The sequence below is a fragment of the Pseudofulvimonas gallinarii genome (assembly GCF_004343305.1).
GTDB lineage: Bacteria > Pseudomonadota > Gammaproteobacteria > Xanthomonadales > UBA2363 > Pseudofulvimonas > Pseudofulvimonas gallinarii.
Genome location: NZ_SMAF01000008.1, coordinates 1 through 18,303, shown reverse-complemented (window position 1 = coordinate 18,303; position 18,303 = coordinate 1). Strand labels below are relative to the sequence as shown.

Genomic DNA, 18,303 nt, shown 5'->3' with positions numbered 1-18,303 from the left:
CGGCACTGATGCCGCGTGAGCTCAGGGCGAAGCTTCCTTGACGGTGATCGCCTGAACGCCGTTGTCGGCCAGCTGCTGCTTGACGCGTTCGACTTCGGCGGCGCTGTTGAAGGGGCCGACATAGATACGGTGGTAGGTCGCGCCGTTGACGTTGACCGACTGCACCGTCGCCGTGATGCCCAGCAGTGCCAGGCGGGCCTTGGCTTCCTCGGCCGGACGCGGATCGCGGTACGAACCGGCCTGCAGGCGGTAGCGGACGGCGGTGACGGTCTCGGGCGGAGCAACCGGGGCAACCGCGGCGGTTCCGGTGGCCGGCGTTTCGGCGCGCACCTGTTCGCGCAGTTCCGAATCCGGGATCAGCACTTCCATTTCCGGCAGCACGGTATAGAAATCGTAACGCGGCTTGCCGGTGCCGGTGGGCGGCGCCTCGGCGGCATCTCCGGCCGGTGCACGGCTGGCGGCAGCCGGCTGCGGCATGTCGGGCGACTGCCTCAGGCTGGGTGCGATGCCGCCGTAGATCGCCGCCAGGGCGAGGCCGAGGCCGAGTGCGATGCCGGCGACCAGCCAGAGCCAGGCGGGAATGCCATTGCCGGATTTGCCACGGCGGGCGTGGGAGGTGCGTCGTGCCATGGTGTCGATCCTGTTACATCGAGTCCGGCGCGCTCACGCCGAGCAGCGCCAGGCCGTTGGCCAGTACCTGCTTGACGGCTGCGCTCAGCGCAAGGCGCGCATCGCGCAGCGGTGAATCCGCGGCAAGGATGGGTTCGGCGTTGTAGAAGGCATGGAAGGCCATGGCCAGTTCACGCAGGCCGTTGGCCACCAGCTGCGGCGCGCGCTGTTCGGCGGCCGCCGCGATCCATTCCGGATAGCGCGACAGCGCCGTCATGACGGCGGCTTCTGTGCCGGTGGACAGCTGGTCCAGCGCCGCCAGGCCGGCGTTGCGGTTCCATTGCACGCCCTTGCCTTGCGCCTGCCGGAACAGGCTGGCGATGCGCGCGTGCGCATACTGCAGGTAGTAGACCGGGTTGTTGCTCGACTGCTCGCGCGCCAGCGCCAGGTCGAAATCCAGGTGCTGGTCGTTGCCGCGCATGACATAGAAGAAGCGCGCGGCATCGTTGCCGACATCGCGGCGCAGGTCGCGCAGGGTCACGAACTGGCCCGAGCGCGTCGACATCTGGATCTTCTCGCCGTTTTCATAGAGCACGGCGAACTGCACCAGGCGGATCTCGATGCGCTCCGGATCGTGGCCCAGCCCCTGCGCGGCCGCCTTCAGGCGCGCGATGTAGCCATGGTGGTCGGCGCCGAACAGGTAAAGGGCGCGCGTGTAGCCGCGCTCGAACTTGTTGTTGAGGTAGCCCAGGTCGGAGGCGAAATAGGTCAGCGCGCCGTTCTCGCGGCGCACGACGCGATCCTTCTCGTCGCCGAAGGTGGTCGCGCGGAACCACAGCGCGCCATCCTTCTCGTACAGGTGGCCACCGTCGTCGAGTTGCTTCAGGGCGCGATCGATGGCACCGGAATACACCAGCGAGCGTTCCGAGAACCAGTTGTCGAAGGTAACGCCGAATCCGGCCAGGTCCTCGCGGATGTCGGCCAGGATGGTCTCCAGCGCGGCGTCGAAGAACACGCCGTAGCCTTCCGGGCCCAGTAGCGCCTTGGCGCGGGCGACGATGGCGTCGATATGCGCTTCCTTGTCGCCGCCCTGGCCCTCATCGGCCGGCAAGCCCTCGGCCACGGTCGCCCAGGGCTGGCGGAAACGCTCGCCGGCGCGTTCGACCAGGTCGCTGGCGATGGCGTTGATGTAGTCGCCGCGGTAGCCATTGTCGGGGAAACGCAAGGGCTCGCCGAGCTGTTCCAGGTAACGCAGCCAGGTCGAGGTGCCGAGGATGTCCATCTGCCGGCCGGCGTCGTTGACGTAATACTCGCGCTGCACATCGTGGCCGGCGGCGGCCAGCAGGTTGCCCAGCGTCGCGCCATAGGCGGCGCCGCGGCCGTGGCCGACATGCAGCGGGCCGGTGGGATTGGCGGAGACGAACTCCAGGGTGATCTTCTCGCCGCGGCCCGGCGCGACCCGGCCGTAGGCGTCGCCGCGCTCCAGCACCTGCGCGACCACGGCGTGGCGCGCGTCGGCTTTCAGGAAGATATTGATGAAGCCGGGGCCGGCGATCTCCACCCGCTCCACACCCGGATGCGCCGGCAGCGCTTCGACCAGTGCCTGTGCGATGGCGCGCGGCGGCTGCCCGAAGACCTTGGCATTGACCATGGCGGCGTTGCAGGCGAAATCGCCGTGGGCACCGTCGCGGCTGCGCTCGATGGCGAAGGGCACGGTCGCGGTGGAGATTTCGCGGGCGCTGGCCAGGCTGGCCAGGGCCTGGTCGAACAGGGCGTGCAGGCTGTCTTTCACGGGCGGGGCATTGTGTTGTGCAATGCGGTATTGTAGCTGCATCCGCCACCGGCCATCCGGGTCGGGTCATCGTGTCGCAGCCACGCCTGGCGACCAGCGCACCCCGCCGGGATCGTCCGCGTCCGGGCGACCCGTCATAAAGCCGAAACATCTCCGACATACAGTGCCGCGCATCGCTGAAGTCCGAGCGGGCGCGCCGGCCGATCCATCTTGCCGGGGCTTTGTTCGGCCCTTGTCCCGACCGAGAACGCCCATGATCCGACCCACCCTCACGGTTGCCGTGCTGGCAGCCAGCATCCGCATTGCCCTGGCCCAGGATGTCGCGGCATGGCCGGCAACGCTGGCGCAGGCCAAAGCTGTCACGGCGATGATGCAGACCGCCGAGGCGTCGCCGGTCTGGCTGGTCGGCCAGGTCACGGCGGCCGACGGCACGCCGCTGTCCTTCACGGAAGTGCTGGTGGAGGGCACCGACCACTTCGCCCTGACCGGCGAAGACGGCCGCTACACCATCGAGCTGCTGCCGGGTGACTACACGCTGCTGGTGCGCGCCGATGGGTTGGCCGAGCAGCGCTTCGCCGATGTGCCGGTCGCCGCCGGTGAAGTCACCACTCGGGACATCGTTCTTGCCGACGCTGCGGCAACGCTGGCCGGGGTCGTCGATGAAGCCGAAGAGCAGCACCTGGACACCATCGAGGTCGAGGAACAGGTGGTGCGCGAAGGCAGTTCCGCCGCCGTCGCCCTGGATCGCCGCTATTCGGCGCAGGTGGTGGATTCCATCAGCGCCGAACAGATCTCGCGCGCCGGCGACAGCGATGCCGCGGCCGCACTCAAGCGCGTCACCGGCCTGACCCTGGTCGATGGCAAGTTCATCTACGTGCGCGGCCTGGGAGAGCGCTATTCGGCCGTCACCTTGAATGGCGCCCAGGTGCCATCGCCGGATCCGACCCGCCGCGTGGTGCCCATCGACCTGTTCCCGACCGATGTGCTGGACAGCGTCGAGGTGCAGAAGACCTATTCGGCGCACATGCCCGGCGAGTTCGGTGGCGGCACGGTGCAGCTGCGCACGCGCTCTTATCCGGACAGTTTCCGGCTGCGTGCATCGACCTCGCTGGGTTATGCCGAGGGCACGACAGGCCATGACGGCCTGGGTTACCGCGGTGGCGACCGCGACTGGAGCGGCCGCGACGATGGCAGCCGCGACATGCCGGCGGCGCTGTTGGGCGGGCGTCTTTCGGACCTGTCGCCCGCCGAGCGCGAGCGCGCCGCAGAGGCGCTGGCAGCGCAGGGTTACACGCCTCGCGACCGGAACCTGGGGCCGAACGGCACGCTCGCCTTGAGTATTGGTGACTCCTTCGGCGACGACATCCGCTTCGGCTACAGCGCCGCGCTGCGCCACGCGCAAAGCTGGGACAACCGCGAGGAGACACTGCGCAAGTATCCGGTCATCGACGGCGTGGTCAGCCCGACGCCGACCGAGGCCTTCGAGCGCGAACGCACCGAGCGCGCCATCGACAGCTCGGCACTGGTTACCGCCGGTGTCGACTTCGGCGGCAACCACCGCATCGACTCTGCCTTCATGCTGCTGCGGCAGACCACCGACGATGTGCGCATCGACGAAGGCTACGACACCGAGCCCAGCGACCGGATCCAGAACCACCAGCTGGAATGGCTGGAGAACGAGTTGCTGGTCAAGCAGTTCAGCGGCCAACACGAGTTTCCGTCGCTGAGCTACTTCAGCGCCAACTGGGCCTACACGCGCTCGGATGCCTCGCGCATCGAACCCAACACCCGCGAATACCGCAACGCCTGGCGCGCCGACACCTCCAGCTGGCGGCTGGTGCGTGGCAGCCAGGGCAACCGCCAGCGCAGCGCGCGCCTGGACGACAGTGCCGAGGAGCTGGCCATCGGCCTGTCGTTGCCGCTGCAGCTGACCGACGATCTGGCCCTGACCATCGATGCCGGCGCCGGCCGCCTGGAGCGCGATCGCGATTCGTGGATCCGCCGCTACCTGTTCCGCACCGGTGCCAGTCCGCTGATTGCCGGCATCGACCATATCGAAGACCTGCTGACACCCGGGTTCATCGGCATCGATCCGGCGCTGGTGGTGCTCGAGGATGCCTTTCAGCCTACCGACGTCTATGCCGCAGCCCAGGAACTGGACAGCCGCTACCTCAGCGTCGACATCGCCTTTGCCGACCGCTACCGCCTCAACCTGGGCGTGCGCCGCGAGGACAACCGGCAGGAGGTCACCACCTTCCAGCCGTTCGCGCCGGATACGCCGCCGGAGGTGGCGCTGATCGACCACGGCGACACCTTGCCGGCCGGCACCTTCACCTGGTCGTACAGCGACAATGCGCAAGTGCGACTTGGCTACAGCGAAACGCTGTCGCGTCCGGATTTCCGCGAGTTGACCCGCTCGCCGTACACCGATCCGGTCACTGACGCGACCATGCAGGGCAATCCGAACCTGCAACCGGCGTACCTGAAGAACTACGACCTGCGCTGGGAATACTACTTCTCCGAAGGCGAGGCGCTGTCGGTCGCCGGTTTCCTCAAGGAGTTCGAGAATCCCATCGAAATCGTCCGCGTGCCCGGCACCGGCGACCTGCGCGAGCCACGCAACGCCAGGGAAGCGACCAATTACGGGATCGAGCTGGACTACGTGCGCAGCCTGGGCGCGCTCAGGCGCTGGTCGGCGTTCGAGTCCGGCTGGCTGGGCGGTATTCCCTGGGACGATCTGTACCTGGCCTTCAACTACACCTGGATCGATTCGGAAATCGAACTGGGCAAGGACGTGCTGGGCAATCAGACCACCGACAATCGCCCGTTGCAGGGCCAGTCGCGCTACGTCACCAACGTGCAGCTGGGCTGGCGCAAACCCGATGGCCGCGCCGAGGCGACGTTGCTCTACAACGTATTCGGTGAACGCATTGCCGGCGTCGGCACGCGTGGCCTGCCGGACATCTACGAGCAACCGCTCCACCAGCTCGACTTCGTCTGGCGGCAGCGTCTGGGCGAGCACTGGCGCTGGTCGCTGCGCCTGCGCAACCTGCTCGGCGAGCCGGTGGAGTACACGCAGGGCGGCCTGCCGTATCGCGTCTACGACAAGGGTCGTGATGTCACCTTGTCGGTGGAATGGAGCTGGTAAGCGCGTTGTCGCAATGTTTGCTTCGCCGCTTCAGCCCGGCAGGACGAGGCGTGTGCAGGCTGCGTTCGGACGAGCGTCTGCAGCGCTGTCGCAATACAGACATACGCATGCAACCGGACCGAAACATCCGGCCGATACCTTGGCGAAGTCCCCATGCGGCCTGTTACAGGCCGCGCAGTCCTGAAACCAACGAGGTATTCGTAATGGCGAGCAACCTGCGCAAATCCCTGCCGGTCGCGTTGTCCCTGGGCTTTCTGGCCAGTGGTGCGAACGCGGCGGTCCTGTTGTCCAATGAACTGGACGGTCATTGGTGGAATCCGGACGAAGCCGGCCGCGGCGCGCTGGTCGACTACGTGCCGACGTCGGAAATTGGCAAGGGCGTGATGTTCCTGTCGCTGTACACCTTCAACGCCGGTGAGCCGGAGTGGCTGATCGTGCAGTCCGGCGTGATCGACGAAACCACCAACACCATCCAGGCGCAGTTCGGCCGCTCCTCGGGTGGCAGCTTCGGCAACGACCACAATCCGGCGGCGGTGCTGACCGAAGTGCTGGGCAATGCGACGATCACCGTCAACGGCTGTTCCAGCATGTCCGTGGCCCTGCAGCCCAACGCCGGCAGCGGCATGAGCCCGGTGACGTATGCGTTGCAGCCCTACACCGGCAACGGTGGCGCCTGCGAAACGCTGGTGACGCAGTGCCCGGCCGGGACCACCGCACAGGGCAGCGATTGTGCGCTGCCGGCGTCGATCACCGGCACGCTCAGCCTGCGTCCGGGCAAGCGGTACCGGATCAACGGCCAGGTCACCGTGGAAGACGGTGGCGTGCTGAACATCGCGCCGGGCACGATCCTGGTCGGTGGCGGTACCCCGGTGCCGGATTTCCTGGCGGTCAAGGCCGGCGGCAAGATCTTCGCCGAAGGCACGCGCAGCCAGCCGATCACCTTCACGGGTCCGGAAGCCGTGCCGGGTTCGTGGGCGGGTGTGGTGCTCAACGGCAAGTCCTACTGCAACGAATCCGACCAGCCGCTGGGCTGCGCCTTCGAGGCGGTGCCGGAGCTGACCTTCGGCGGTACCGACGTCAACGACAGCAGCGGCGTCATGCGTTACGTGCGCATCCTCTGGGCCGGTGAGCAGATCCGCACCGACGAGGAACTCAACAGCCTGACGCTGAACGGTGTCGGCGCCGGCACCACCATCGAATACGTGCAGGTCCATGGTGGCCTGGACGATGGCTTCGAGTGGTTCGGTGGCACCGTCAACGGCCGCTATCTCGTGGCCTCGCAGGTCGGCGACGATGCTTTCGACTGCGACGACGGCTTCCAGGGCAAGGTGCAGTTCGGCCTAGTCTGGCAGGGTTCGGAGAACGGCGACCAGGGCAGCGACAGCAACGGAATCGAGTGCGACAACGACAGTTCTTCACCGAACGTGCTGCCGCGGACAATTCCGACCTTCTCCAACCTGACCCTGATCGGCTCGCCCAACGGCAATGAAGGCGCGCGCATCCGTCGCGGCTCCGGCGGTCACTACAGCAATGTCGTCATCACCGGTTTCCGCGACAACTGCCTGAACGTGCCGGACGAGCCGACTGCGGCGCTGATCGGCAGCGACCTGACCTTCAACAACTCGTTCATCGGCAGCTGCGACGGTGGTGCGACCGAGAACCACGGCACCGCACTGTGGAATGCCGGCAACGGCAACCGCAGCGGCGATCCGCAGCTCAACGGTTACATGCCGCGTGCGGGTTCGCCGCTGCTCAGCGGTGGCGCATCGCCGGATGATCCGTTCTTCATCCCGACCACCTATGTCGGTGCCTTCGACGGCGCCAACGACTGGGTGAAGGGCTGGACCTACGGCCTGGGCGCGCAGTAAGCAAAGCGTTGCCGGCCGCCGGACGCGGCCGGACCGGGCCAGGAGCCTGCGCGGTAGAAACGTTCGAGGCTTTGCAGGCCGGACGGCTTCTGCCGCGCAGGCTCCCAGGGATGGTCCACCCATTACTCTCCAGCGTCAGCGATGGGGCCCGGCATGTCCGGGCCTTGTCGTGTCCAGGTGCCGGATGCGCGGGCAGACGGTGTGGCATGCGTCGATGCGTCGATCAGACCCAGCCGCGCGCCGCCAGTGACACCGGCGTGCCGTCACCGATCACCAGATGATCCAGCACCCGTACCTCGACCAGCGCCAGCGCCTCCTGCAGGCGCCGGGTGATGAGCCGGTCCGCCTCGCTGGGTTCGGCCACGCCGGAGGGATGGTTGTGGGCGAAGATGACGGCGGCGGCGTTGTGCACCAGGGCGCGACGGACCACCTCGCGTGGATGCACGGTGGCGCCGTCGATGCTGCCGCGGAACAGTTCCTCGCAGGCGATCGGCCTGTGCCGGGTGTCGAGGTAAAGGACCGCGAAGACTTCGTAGGGATAGTCGCGCAGGCGCGCCTTCAGGTAGCTGGCGCTGTCGGCGGGATTGAGCAGCGCCGGACCACGCTGCAGGTCCTCGGCCAGGTGGCGGCGGGCCAGTTCGATGCAGGCCAGCAGCTGGCAGGCCTTGCCGTTGCCGATCCCGGGTGCGGAAAGCAGCGCTTTCGGGTCGGCTGCGAACAGCCCGCGCAGGCCGCCGAAACGGGCGATCAACTGCCGCGCCAGCGCGACGGCATCAAGTCCGCGCATGCCGGTGCGCAGAAGGATCGCCAGCAGTTCGGCGTCGCCGAGCTGCGCGGCACCGCGGGCGAGCAGTTTCTCGCGCGGGCGTTCGGTTTCGGGCCAGTCCTGGATCGTCATGGCGACATCGTCCCCCTGCGGTCGGCAGGCGGTCATCAGCGACTGTCACGCATCGGCTAAGCTAACCGCCCGCATCCGCATGGGAATTTTCCGTCCGTGAGCCCCTTGGCCGACCAACGCATCCTGCTGGGCGTCTGCGGCGGCATTGCCGCCTACAAGGCCGCCGAACTGGTGCGTCGCCTGCGCGAACGCGCCGCCGAAGTGCAGGTGGTGCTGACCGGAAGCGCCGGTCATTTCGTCGGAGAGGCGACCTTCCAGGCCCTGTCCGGACGGCCGGTGCGCAGTTCGTTGTGGGATGCACAGGCGGAAGCCGCGATGGGGCACATCGAGCTGGCACGCTGGGCCACGGCGGTCGTCGTCGCGCCGGCCAGCGCCAATACGCTGGCGAAACTGGCCAACGGCCTGGCCGACGACCTGCTCGGCACCCTCGTGCTGGCCAGCCGGGCGCCGCTGTGGCTGGCACCGGCGATGAACCAGGCGATGTGGGCACACCCGGCGACGCAGGCGAACATCGAGCGGCTGCGGCAACGCGGTGCGCAGGTGATCGGCCCCGGGGTGGGCGACCAGGCCTGCGGTGACGTCGGCGCCGGACGCATGTCGGAACCGATGGAGATCGTCGCGGCGCTGGAAACGCCGGGATCCGGGCGACTGGCTGGACGCCACGTTCTGGTCAGTGCCGGTCCCACCTACGAGGATCTCGATCCGGTGCGCTATCTGGGCAACCGCAGTTCCGGCCGCATGGGATTCGCGATAGCCGGCCGTGCGGCCGCCCTGGGCGCATCGGTCACACTGGTCGCGGGACCGGTGGCGTTGCCGACGCCCGCCGGGGTCCGCCGCACCGACGTGAGAAGTGCCGCGCAGATGCGCGACGCGGTGCTGGCGGCAGCCGGCTCCGCGGACGTCTATATCGGTGCCGCCGCCGTTGCCGACTACCGGCCGCGCCTGCTTGCGGCCGACAAGATCAAGAAGACCCAGGATTCGTTGACGCTGGAACTGGAACGGACGCCGGACATCCTCGGCGAGCTGGGGTCGCGTCGGCAGCGGCCAATGCTGGTCGGATTCGCCGCCGAGACGGGCGATGTCGAGTCCTACGCGCGCGACAAGCTGGCGCGCAAGAACCTCGACCTGATCGCCGCCAATCATGTCGGCGAAGGCAAGGGTTTCGAGGTGGCGGACAACGCGCTGGTTGTCTACGCCGCCGACGGTGCCGTCATCGATCTGGGCGAGGCCGACAAGACCGAACTCGCCGCGCGCCTGCTCGATGTGGTGGTCGACCGGCTGGTGGAAAAGGACGGCAGGGCATGAAGCAGATCGAGCTGAAGATCCTCGATTCCCGCATCGGTTACCGCTTCGAACTGCCGGCGTATGCCACCGAAGCCAGCGCGGGCATGGACCTGCGTGCGTGCATCGACGCGCCGTTGACGCTGGCCCCGGGCGCCAGCGTGCTGGTACCCACCGGCCTGGCGATCCACATCGGTGATCCCGGCCTGTGCGCCGTGATCCTGCCGCGTTCGGGACTGGGCCATCGCCACGGCATTGTGCTGGGCAACCTGACGGGCCTGATCGACGCCGATTACCAGGGACCGTTGATGGTTTCGCTCTGGAATCGCGGCAACGACCCCTACGAGGTGCAGCCCGGCGAGCGCATTGCGCAGCTGGTCTTCCTGCCGGTCACGCGCGCGACGTTCCGCGTGGTCGAAGCGTTCACCCCGAGCGAGCGCGGCGAGGGCGGTTTCGGCCACACCGGCCGCGGCTGAGCTGCATACTTTCCTACTGTTCCGGACCGACACACACCATGACCCTCGACAGCAGCATCTTCCGCGCCTATGACATCCGCGGCGTGGTTGGCGACTCACTGACCGAAGACACCGCCTATCACATCGGCCGCGCGCTCGGCTCGCAGGCGCGCGAAGCCGGCCTCAAGCGCTTCTGCGTCGGACGTGATGGACGGCTGTCCGGGCCGATGCTCTCGGCCGCGGTGATCCGGGGCCTGGAGGAATGCGGCCTTGAGGTCGTCGACATCGGCGCGGCGCCGACGCCGGTCCTGTACTACGCGGCGCACGAACATGGCGACGGCACCGGCGTCATGGTGACCGGGTCCCACAACCCGCCGGACTACAACGGCTTCAAGGTCATGATCGGCGGCGAAACGCTGTCCGGCGACGCCATCCAGGCCGTTCGTGAGCGCATCCAGGCCCGGCGCTATGTAGACGGGCAGGGCACTGTCCGCCAGCTGGACGTGCTGCCGGCCTATGTCACGCGCATCACCGGCGACATCCGGCTCGCGCGACCGATGAAGATCGTCGCCGATGCCGGCAACGGCATTGCCGGCATCGTGGCGCAGCAGCTGTACGAAGGCTTGGGCGCTGAGGTGGTGCCCCTGTACTGCGACGTCGACGGCACCTTTCCGAATCACCATCCGGATCCGGGCGATCCGCACAACCTGGAAGACCTGGTCAGGGCAGTGGCCGACACCGGCGCCGACCTGGGCCTGGCCTTCGATGGCGACGGCGACCGCCTGGGCGTGGTCACCCGCGATGGCGAGGTGATCTATCCGGACCGCCTCCTGATGCTGTTCGCGCGTGACGTGCTGGCCCGCGTGCCGGGCGCGACCATCATCTATGACGTCAAGTGCACCGGCCACCTGGCCACCGAGGTGGAGCGCGCTGGCGGCCGGCCCCTGATGTGGCGCACCGGCCATTCGCTGATCAAGGCGAAGATGAAGGCTGAATCCGCGCCCTTGGCCGGCGAGATGAGCGGCCACTTCTTTTTCAAGGAGCGCTGGTACGGCTTTGACGACGGCCTGTATGCGGGCGCCCGCCTGCTGGAAATCCTGGCCGCGCAGGACGGGACCCCGGAAGCGGTGTTTGCCGGTCTGCCGAAGGGCGTCAGTACGCCGGAGCTGAAGATCAACATGCGCGAAGGCGAGCATTACGCCTTCATCGAGCGGTTCAGCGCCCAGGCACGATTTGACGGCGCCGCGATCAGCACCATCGACGGCATCCGCGCCGACTGGCCCGACGGCTGGGGCCTGGTGCGCTGCTCGAATACGACGCCCTGCCTCGTCCTGCGCTTCGATGCCGATGACGAGGCGGCGCTGGCGCGCATCCAGTCGGCGTTCCGGGCCCGGTTGCATGAGCTGGACGGCGGGTTGACGCTGCCGTTCTGATCGCCGCGGCGCGGCGGTACACCAGGGCTGTACAGTCCCCAACCCCAGGGCGCGATCCGTTATCCGGAGAAGAAGCGGGCGCCCGGCGCGGTCGTGGCGATGCCGCGTCTGCCGGCGGCGGGAACGGGGTTAAGTCGAGCCGGACCGGTTGTGCCCGGCCAGCCAGCAATGAGGGCCAGGGCATCCGTGCCCTGGGACCCCCGACCCTCCGCCGCTTGGAAGCGTCGGGTCGATGAACGCACGCATCCTCCGTGCGTGTCCGCGATGCCTCCCAACATCGCGAAACCTGTTCCTGTCTGGTGCAGCAGTATCTGGATGGCCGGTGCCACTCAGCGCGTGCCGGCCAGCTCCCGATATCGTTCGATCTCGGCGCGGTGCTCCAGCAGCGTTTCGTTGTAGCGCTGCTCCAGCTTGGCGGTTTCCGCCTCCTGCTCGGCCAGCATCTGGCGCACACGCTCCAGGTTGATCCGGATGGGGGCGGGCACCGATTTGCCTTCGCTGATATAGGCGTTCGCGTCGCCCTCGTGCTGGGCCAACGACGCCTGGATGCGCTCGATATTGGCGCGGGCGCTGGTCAGCCCGCTGCGCAGGACCGCAATTCGCTCGTCCTGGACCCGGCGGAGGGCATCTTCGTTCTCGAAGGTGACCGCCAGTGCCGTATCACGTTGGGCGTTCCTGAGCAGTTCCTGACGCTGAGCGGCAGCCATGGGCGTCAACTGCGGGGTGTCCAGTGTGTTGATGCGGACACCATTGGCGTTCAGCACCTCACGGTTCTGGGCCGTGCGGTCGCTGGGCAGGCGGTCGCTGTAATGGACATTTCCGTGCTCGTCCTGCCACTTGTACACGCGCGTGCTCTGCGCGGTCGCGGGCAGGATCAGCAGGGCCAGAAGGGTAAACAGCAGGGCGAGGCGCACGGCACGACTCCTGTGGGACTGCCCCACTACCAGCAACGGCCGTGCCAAGTGCGCTGGATTGGATCAGCAGCCGAATCTTGACCGGTAATCCGCGACGGCCGCGCGCTGGGCGGCGAGGTCCTCGCGAACATCCATAAAGGCGAGGAGATCGTCCAGACCCGCGACCGCCACGACCGGCAAGCCCAGTGAGCGGCGCACCTCGTCCGCGGCGGACAGGTCGCCCTGGCCGCGTTCCTGGCGATCCAGCGCGATGACGACGCCGCAAGGCTCGCCGCCCGCCTGGCGGATCAGCGCGACCGACTCGCGGATGGCGGTGCCGGCAGTGATCACATCGTCGACGATCAGGACGCGGCCGTTCGGCGGTGCGCCGATCAGCGTGCCGCCTTCGCCGTGGTCCTTGGCTTCCTTGCGATTGAATGCAACGGGGACATCGCGGCCCTGGTCGCGCCAGAGGGCGACCGACAGCGCCGTGGCCAGCGGCAGGCCCTTGTAGGCGGGTCCGAAAAGCATGTCGAAGGCGAGGCCATCCTCGGCCAGGGCGGCGGCGTAGCAGCGGCCGATCGTGTCCAGCGCGCAGCCATGGTCGAACCGTCCGGCGTTGAAGAAATAGGGGCTGGTGCGACCCGACTTGAGGGTGAACTCGCCGAAGCGGAGCGCCTCGCAGGTCAGGGCGGCTTCAAGGAACTGGCGCTGGTAGGGCTTCATCGGCTGGGCTCAACTGTGACCGTTGGTGTCAAAGTATGGCGCGCGCGGTCACCTCTTGGGCAGGCGGACTGTCGCGTGGGCCGCAAAACCGACATCATGGCGACTGTCTCCGCAGCAGATCGTCCACGATTCCATGCGCATCACCAGCTTCAACGCCAACGGCATCCGTTCCGCCACCAACAAAGGCTTCTTCGACTGGTTCGCCGGCCAGGACATCGACATCCTGTGCGTGCAGGAGACCAAGGCCCAGGAGGACCAGCTGGCGGGTTCGGCCTGCCTGCACGCCGGCTACCACTGCCACTTCCATGATGCGCGCACGAAAAAGGGATACAGCGGCGTGGCCATCTACAGCCGCGAGAAACCGGACGAGGTGCGGCGTTCGCTGGGCTGGGCGCCGTTCGACGACGAGGGCCGTTACATCGAGGCGCGCTTCGGCAACCTCAGCGTGGTGTCCTTCTATATCCCGTCGGGCACGTCGGGCGACGAACGGCAGGGCTACAAGTACCAGGTGATGGACTGGCTGCGGCCGATCCTGGACGAGTGGCTGGCCAGCGGCCGAGACTATGTTCTATGCGGCGACTGGAACATCGTGCGCGCTCGCAATGACATCAAGAACTGGACGAGCAACCAGAAGAACTCCGGTTGCCTGCCGTCGGAACGCGCGTGGCTGAACGGCCTGATCGCTGACACGCATGGCGACGGGTCGCCGCAACCCGCGCACGGCTGGAAGGACAGCTTCCGCGAACTGCGCCCCGACGGTGTCGAATACACATGGTGGAGCAATCGCGGCGGCGCGCGCGCCAACAACGTCGGCTGGCGCATCGATTACCAGCTGGTCACACCGGCGCTAGCGACCCGCTTGCGTGATTGCGGCGTGCAGCGCGAGCCGCGATTTTCCGACCACGCACCCTACACGGTCGATTTCGCGTGAGTGCCGCTGCCACCTGGCGCGACCGGCTGCCCGCCGGCCTGCGTCCGTACACGGAGCGTGAGCCGCTGGCGGCCCTGATGCTGGGCATTTCGTCCGGTTTTCCCTTCGCCATGATCGGCGCGACGCTGACCACGCGTCTGGCCCAGGACGGCATCGACAAGAAGAGCGTCACGGCGTTCTCGCTGGCGTTCCTGGTCTACAACTTCAAGTTCCTGTGGGCGCCGTTGGTCGATTCGTTGCGCCTGCCGCTGCTCGGCAGGCTCGGCCAGCGCGTCTCCTGGCTGCTTCTTGCCGGGACGATGGTGATCGCGGCCGTCACCTGGCTGGCGGTACTGGATCCCAGGGACAGCCTGTTCATGACAGCGGTGGCCGCGGTGGCTGTCGGTTTCGCTGGCGCGACCTACGACATCGTCATCGACGCCTATCGCATCGAGCTGCTGCGGCCGGAGCAACTGGGCACGGGTTCCGGCATGTCGCAGTACGGCTGGCGCATCGGCGCGGTGGCGGCCGGTTCGCTGGCACTGCTGGTCGCCACCCGCTTCGGCTGGACGGCGGCCTACATGCTGTGCGGCATGTTCGCCTTGCCCGCGATGCTGACCGGCATCGTGGTCGGCGAACCGGCCCGGCATGTGCTGGTCGCCGTCCGCCGCGGCTGGCGGCAGGCCTGGCACGCGGTGGCCGGCCCGCTGGCGGAATTCCTGCGCCGGCGCGGCGCGTTGCTGGTCCTGCTGTTCGTGCTGCTGCACAAGATCGGCGACACGCTGGCCAACCTCACGCTGAGGCTGCTTCTCAATGATCTGGGGTTCACCAACGACGAGATCGCGACCTGGGACGTCGGCGTCGGATTCATAGCCATGCTGGCGGGCATTTTCATCGGCGGCGTCCTCTATGCGCAGATCGGCATGAAGCGGTCGGTGCTGCTGGCGTTGATCCTGATGGCGGTCTCCAACCTCAGCTTTGCGTGGCTGGCCTGGGTCGGGCATTCGAATGCGCTGCTGGCATTCACCATCGGCTTCGAGAACCTTGCCAGCGGCATCGGTGGCGTTGTCGTCGTCGCCTATCTTTCGGCGCTGTGCAATCTCGCCTTCACGGCAACACAGTTCGCCCTGCTGTCGGCGGCGGCGAGCATCGTCGGGCGCCTGCTCACAGGGACGACCGCCGGCGGTCTGATCGACTCGCTTGGCTACGTGCAGTTCTACGTGCTGACGACGCTGGTGGCGCTGCCGGGGGTATTCCTCTACCTGTTCATGCTGCGGGCTGGCCTGATCGACCGCTCGTTGGGTGACGCAGGTCGCGAGGCGGCGCCGGATGGTCAGGCCGGGTAGATCGCGCCGAGAATCCGCGGTCCGGCTGCGCCGGTCACCGCCGGCAGGTTGCCGGGGCGTCCGGTGATCGTCTCGCGCGCCAGCCAGGCGAAGCCCATGGCTTCGACGTAATCCGGGTCGATGCCGAGCGCACCGGTGGTGACCAGCGATGTCGGCGCCAGGGCACGCGCCAGTGCGGCCATCAGCGCAGGATTGTGAACGCCGCCGCCACAGGCGAATACCCGTGCGGCGTCCGGCATTTCCCGCTTCAGCGCCGCGGCGACCGTGCGCGCGGTCAGCTCCAGCAGCGTCGCCTGGACATCGGCGCACCCGATCGAGCGCCCCGCGAGCTGGCGCTCCAGCCAGCCAAGATTGAAGACCTCTCGGCCCGTGCTCTTCGGCGCCGGCAGGCTGAAGTACGGCTCCGCCAGCAGCGCTTCCAGAAGACCCGCATTGCATCGGCCCTGCGTGGCGAACAGGCCGTCGCGGTCGAACGGTGCGCCCCGATGCCGCAGCGCCCATGCGTCGAGCAGGCAACTGGCGGGACCAGTGTCGAATCCCCGCACGGGCGTGCCGCGTCCGGCCGGAAGCAGGGTCAGGTTGGCGATGCCGCCCAGGTTGAGTACGGCGCGAGGCTCGTTGCCGGCCGCGATCATCGCCGCGTGGAAGGCCGGCATGAGCGGGGCGCCCTGTCCGCCGGCGGCCATATCGCGTCGCCGGAAGTCGGCGACGACGGTACAGCCGGTGGCCTCGGCAATCCGGGTGGGATCGCCGATCTGGAGGGTGAACGGATAGGCCGCACCGGGTCGGTGCCAGATCGTCTGGCCATGCGAGCCAATGGCGGCGATCGCCGGGCGGTCCACGCCGGCTTCGATGATCACCCGGTTGGCAGCCTCGGCAAAACACATCGCTACCTGTGCGTCGAGCTCGCCGAGCCGGTCCAGCGTTGTCAGGCCGTCCCCCTGCGCCAGATCCAGCAGGGCGTGGCGCAGCGGGGTGGGGTAGGGAACCGCGCTGGCAGCCACGAGCCGCGCACGCCCGGTGGCGAAATCCACCAGCACGGCGTCAATGGCATCGACACTGGTTCCGGAAATCAGTCCGACATACAGCTGACCGGTGGGCATGTCAGGTCACGCCTGTCTGGGCGTGGTTCCGCATCCGGCGATGCGGAACCGTGAAATATGCGTGGTGCGCGCGTCGCCGGGATCAGTTTCCGGCCAGCGAACGGTAGCTTTCGAGCAGTTCCAGCTGGGCGGCAACAGCCGTTGTGTCCTGGCGGAACCGTTCCAGGGCGCGGCCCTTCAGCGGTTCCGGCTTGGGCAGCGTCACCGTCAGCGGGTCGCGGTGCACGCCCTTGATGCGGAATTCGTAATGAAGGTGGGGACCGCTGGCCAGGCCTGTCATGCCGACATAACCGATGACGTCGCCCTGCTGCACGCGATGACCGGCGCGTGCGTTGTTGTTGAAGCGGGAAAGGTGGGCGTACAGCGTCGTGTGACCCTGGCCATGGTCGATGATCACCGTGTTGCCATAGCCATTCTGGCGTCCGCGGAACTGCACTCGGCCCGCGCCGGCGGCGTAGACCGGCGTGCCGGTCGGCGCGGCATAGTCGACGCCGCGGTGGGCGCGCACGCGGTTGAGGATCGGGTGCCGGCGGCCCAGGTTGAAGCGCGAGCTGATGCGGGTGAAGTCGACCGGCGTCCGCAGGAAGTCCTTGCGGAGCGGGCGACCGTCCTGGTCGTAGTATTCGATCTTGCCGTCCGCATGCACATGGCGCAGGGCGACGTATCGATTGCCACGATTGATGAAGCTGACCGCCAGCACGTCACCGTCGCGGATCTTTTCACCGTTGTCATAGACCTGTTCGTAGACGACGTGGAAACGGTCGCCGATGCGCAGGTCCTGGGCGAAGTCGATGTCGTAGCCGAGCACGCGGGCGATCTTCAGCACCATGACATTGGAAAGGCCGGCCTGCTCCGCTGCGCCGAACAGGGAGTTTTCGATTTCGCCGGTGGCACGCTCGACGCGGTACTGGAGTTGGCGCTCGAGGATCTCTTCACGCACACCTGTCGTCTCGTCGAGATGGACCAGAACGCGGGAGAGGTCGGAATTGTCGAACAGCAGCTTGTCCAAGCGGCCGGGTTCACCCGAATAGAACGCAACCCGCTTCCCAGGTCGAAGTTTGCTGGCGATTTCCTGGACCTGGCGCGCTTCGAGCGCCCGGTTCAGGTCTCGGGCACTGAAGCCCAGTCGGGCGAACAGGCCGCCCAGCGTGTCGCCCGATTCCACCGTGGCGCTCTGCCAGCCGTCCGCCTCGCCCTGCATCGCCAGGTTCATCACTTCGTCGGCGGTGAGCGTCGCGACTTCCAGGTCGGCCCGTTCGGGCGCCGGAGGCAGGGCGAGATTGGCGCTGACCAGCGACACGGCCGCCTCGTCGCGCTTGGCGATGGCCAGCTCCGGCAGGACGCCCAGTACACAGATGGCGAGGGTCGCGGTAATGCCGACCGCCAGCCAGTGGCGACGGCGCCAGGACGCCATGGATCGAAGGAGGTGCTTCAAGGAAATGGGTAACGCGCGCATCCCTGCTCCAGCAGTGACAGCCGGCCGCTGGCGGCCAGACGGTGGTGATGTGACACGGATGGCTTGTGCGCGAACTTCGGGTGCGCGACTGGACCACCGCTGCCAAACCCCTCGCATCACGCACGTCGCTCCGCAAGACCGGGCAACCTTAGAGGCCCAAAGTTGGCGGCGTCAAACGATTTCTCGTTCAGAATCCGTGATTTAACCTAACTTTAACGTCACCAGCACAGCAGCTCCGTTCAGCTGGCCGGGGAGTTCGTTCACGATGGGGCTTGCAGTCCCTCCCTGCTCTACGTAAGATTCGCGCCCCGCTGATCTGGTGCCTGTTGAGGCCGGGTCGGACCAGGCGGAAAGGTCGGCGAACAAAACGCTTGACGGATTCGAA

The 18,303-nt window shown here is 67.4% G+C and carries 14 protein-coding genes; 7 read left to right on the top strand and 7 right to left on the bottom strand.

Annotation, left to right across the window (positions count from 1 at the left end; genetic code table 11):
* Positions 1-21: 21 nt before the first annotated feature.
* Both EDC25_RS07120 and argS read right to left on the bottom strand, forming a co-directional pair.
* The gene (locus EDC25_RS07120) at positions 22-630 is read right to left on the bottom strand and encodes an SPOR domain-containing protein (protein ID WP_123522470.1); all 609 of its coding nucleotides are present in this window, start codon (positions 628-630) and stop codon (positions 22-24) included.
* A gap of 13 nt (positions 631-643) precedes the next feature.
* Positions 644-2,401 (bottom strand): arginine--tRNA ligase, encoded by a 1,758-nt coding sequence (gene argS / locus EDC25_RS07115; RefSeq protein WP_123522488.1) that lies wholly within the window; start codon positions 2,399-2,401, stop codon positions 644-646.
* Positions 2,402-2,654: 253 nt separating this feature from the next.
* On the opposite strand from argS, the gene EDC25_RS07110 reads away from it, so the two are divergent.
* Together EDC25_RS07110 and EDC25_RS07105 are read left to right on the top strand one after the other, a co-directional pair.
* Positions 2,655-5,549, top strand: a complete 2,895-nt coding sequence (locus EDC25_RS07110) for a TonB-dependent receptor (RefSeq protein WP_164484086.1) — start codon at positions 2,655-2,657, stop codon at positions 5,547-5,549.
* A gap of 203 nt (positions 5,550-5,752) precedes the next feature.
* Entirely contained in the window at positions 5,753-7,417 is a 1,665-nt protein-coding gene (locus EDC25_RS07105; RefSeq protein WP_123522468.1) for a hypothetical protein, read from the top strand.
* Positions 7,418-7,640: 223 nt separating this feature from the next.
* On the opposite strand, the gene radC is transcribed toward EDC25_RS07105, so the two are convergent.
* Complete coding sequence (radC, locus tag EDC25_RS07100) at positions 7,641-8,315, bottom strand: RadC family protein (RefSeq protein WP_123522487.1); 675 nt, start codon at positions 8,313-8,315, stop codon at positions 7,641-7,643.
* A 96-nt stretch (positions 8,316-8,411) separates the two neighbouring features.
* Between radC and coaBC the strand changes: the two genes are divergently transcribed.
* From coaBC to EDC25_RS07085, 3 genes are read left to right on the top strand one after another with little or no spacing between them, the layout of a single operon-like run.
* On the top strand, positions 8,412-9,620 hold the full coding sequence (coaBC, locus tag EDC25_RS07095) for a bifunctional phosphopantothenoylcysteine decarboxylase/phosphopantothenate--cysteine ligase CoaBC (RefSeq protein WP_123522467.1): 1,209 nt from the start codon (positions 8,412-8,414) through the stop codon (positions 9,618-9,620).
* On the top strand, positions 9,617-10,072 hold the full coding sequence (gene dut, locus EDC25_RS07090) for a dUTP diphosphatase (protein ID WP_123522466.1): 456 nt from the start codon (positions 9,617-9,619) through the stop codon (positions 10,070-10,072). The genes coaBC and dut overlap by 4 nt, the downstream gene beginning before the upstream one ends.
* A gap of 38 nt (positions 10,073-10,110) precedes the next feature.
* Entirely contained in the window at positions 10,111-11,484 is a 1,374-nt protein-coding gene (locus EDC25_RS07085) for a phosphomannomutase/phosphoglucomutase (RefSeq protein ID WP_123522465.1), read from the top strand.
* A 329-nt stretch (positions 11,485-11,813) separates the two neighbouring features.
* On the opposite strand, the gene EDC25_RS07080 is transcribed toward EDC25_RS07085, so the two are convergent.
* Together EDC25_RS07080 and pyrE are read right to left on the bottom strand one after the other, a co-directional pair.
* The gene (locus tag EDC25_RS07080) at positions 11,814-12,398 is read right to left on the bottom strand and encodes a DUF4124 domain-containing protein (RefSeq protein WP_164484085.1); all 585 of its coding nucleotides are present in this window, start codon (positions 12,396-12,398) and stop codon (positions 11,814-11,816) included.
* 63 nt (positions 12,399-12,461) lie between these two features.
* The gene (pyrE, locus tag EDC25_RS07075; RefSeq protein WP_123522463.1) at positions 12,462-13,103 is read right to left on the bottom strand and encodes an orotate phosphoribosyltransferase; all 642 of its coding nucleotides are present in this window, start codon (positions 13,101-13,103) and stop codon (positions 12,462-12,464) included.
* A 133-nt stretch (positions 13,104-13,236) separates the two neighbouring features.
* Between pyrE and EDC25_RS07070 the strand changes: the two genes are divergently transcribed.
* Positions 13,237-14,034 carry an exodeoxyribonuclease III gene (locus tag EDC25_RS07070; RefSeq protein ID WP_123522462.1) on the top strand — a complete coding sequence of 266 codons (798 nt, stop codon included), beginning with the start codon at positions 13,237-13,239 and terminating at the stop codon, positions 14,032-14,034.
* Positions 14,031-15,359: an AmpG family muropeptide MFS transporter gene (locus tag EDC25_RS07065; RefSeq protein WP_240639671.1), complete on the top strand. Its 1,329-nt coding sequence runs from the start codon at positions 14,031-14,033 to the stop codon at positions 15,357-15,359. Before EDC25_RS07070 ends, EDC25_RS07065 begins: the two co-directional genes overlap by 4 nt.
* On the opposite strand, the gene EDC25_RS07060 is transcribed toward EDC25_RS07065, so the two are convergent.
* Both EDC25_RS07060 and EDC25_RS07055 read right to left on the bottom strand, forming a co-directional pair.
* A complete protein-coding gene (locus EDC25_RS07060; RefSeq protein ID WP_123522461.1) occupies positions 15,347-16,462 on the bottom strand; it encodes an anhydro-N-acetylmuramic acid kinase in 1,116 nt (371 codons plus the stop codon). The genes EDC25_RS07065 and EDC25_RS07060 overlap by 13 nt on opposite strands.
* An 82-nt stretch (positions 16,463-16,544) precedes the next feature.
* On the bottom strand, positions 16,545-17,876 hold the full coding sequence (locus EDC25_RS07055) for a M23 family metallopeptidase (RefSeq protein ID WP_164484084.1): 1,332 nt from the start codon (positions 17,874-17,876) through the stop codon (positions 16,545-16,547).
* Positions 17,877-18,303 lie beyond the last annotated feature (427 nt).

Bases quoted from the DNA above. Each gene is read 5' to 3' on its own strand.
- EDC25_RS07105 (WP_123522468.1), top strand. From the start codon at position 5,753: ATGGCGAGCAACCTGCGCAAATCCCTGCCGGTCGCGTTGTCCCTGGGC.
- EDC25_RS07085 (WP_123522465.1), top strand. From the start codon at position 10,111: ATGACCCTCGACAGCAGCATCTTCCGCGCCTATGACATCCGCGGCGTG.
- dut (WP_123522466.1), top strand. From the start codon at position 9,617: ATGAAGCAGATCGAGCTGAAGATCCTCGATTCCCGCATCGGTTACCGC.
- EDC25_RS07060 (WP_123522461.1), bottom strand. From the start codon at position 16,462: ATGCCCACCGGTCAGCTGTATGTCGGACTGATTTCCGGAACCAGTGTC.
- EDC25_RS07055 (WP_164484084.1), bottom strand. From the start codon at position 17,876: ATGGCGTCCTGGCGCCGTCGCCACTGGCTGGCGGTCGGCATTACCGCG.
- EDC25_RS07120 (WP_123522470.1), bottom strand. From the start codon at position 630: ATGGCACGACGCACCTCCCACGCCCGCCGTGGCAAATCCGGCAATGGC.
- radC (WP_123522487.1), bottom strand. From the start codon at position 8,315: ATGACGATCCAGGACTGGCCCGAAACCGAACGCCCGCGCGAGAAACTG.
- EDC25_RS07070 (WP_123522462.1), top strand. From the start codon at position 13,237: ATGCGCATCACCAGCTTCAACGCCAACGGCATCCGTTCCGCCACCAAC.
- pyrE (WP_123522463.1), bottom strand. From the start codon at position 13,103: ATGAAGCCCTACCAGCGCCAGTTCCTTGAAGCCGCCCTGACCTGCGAG.
- EDC25_RS07110 (WP_164484086.1), top strand. From the start codon at position 2,655: ATGATCCGACCCACCCTCACGGTTGCCGTGCTGGCAGCCAGCATCCGC.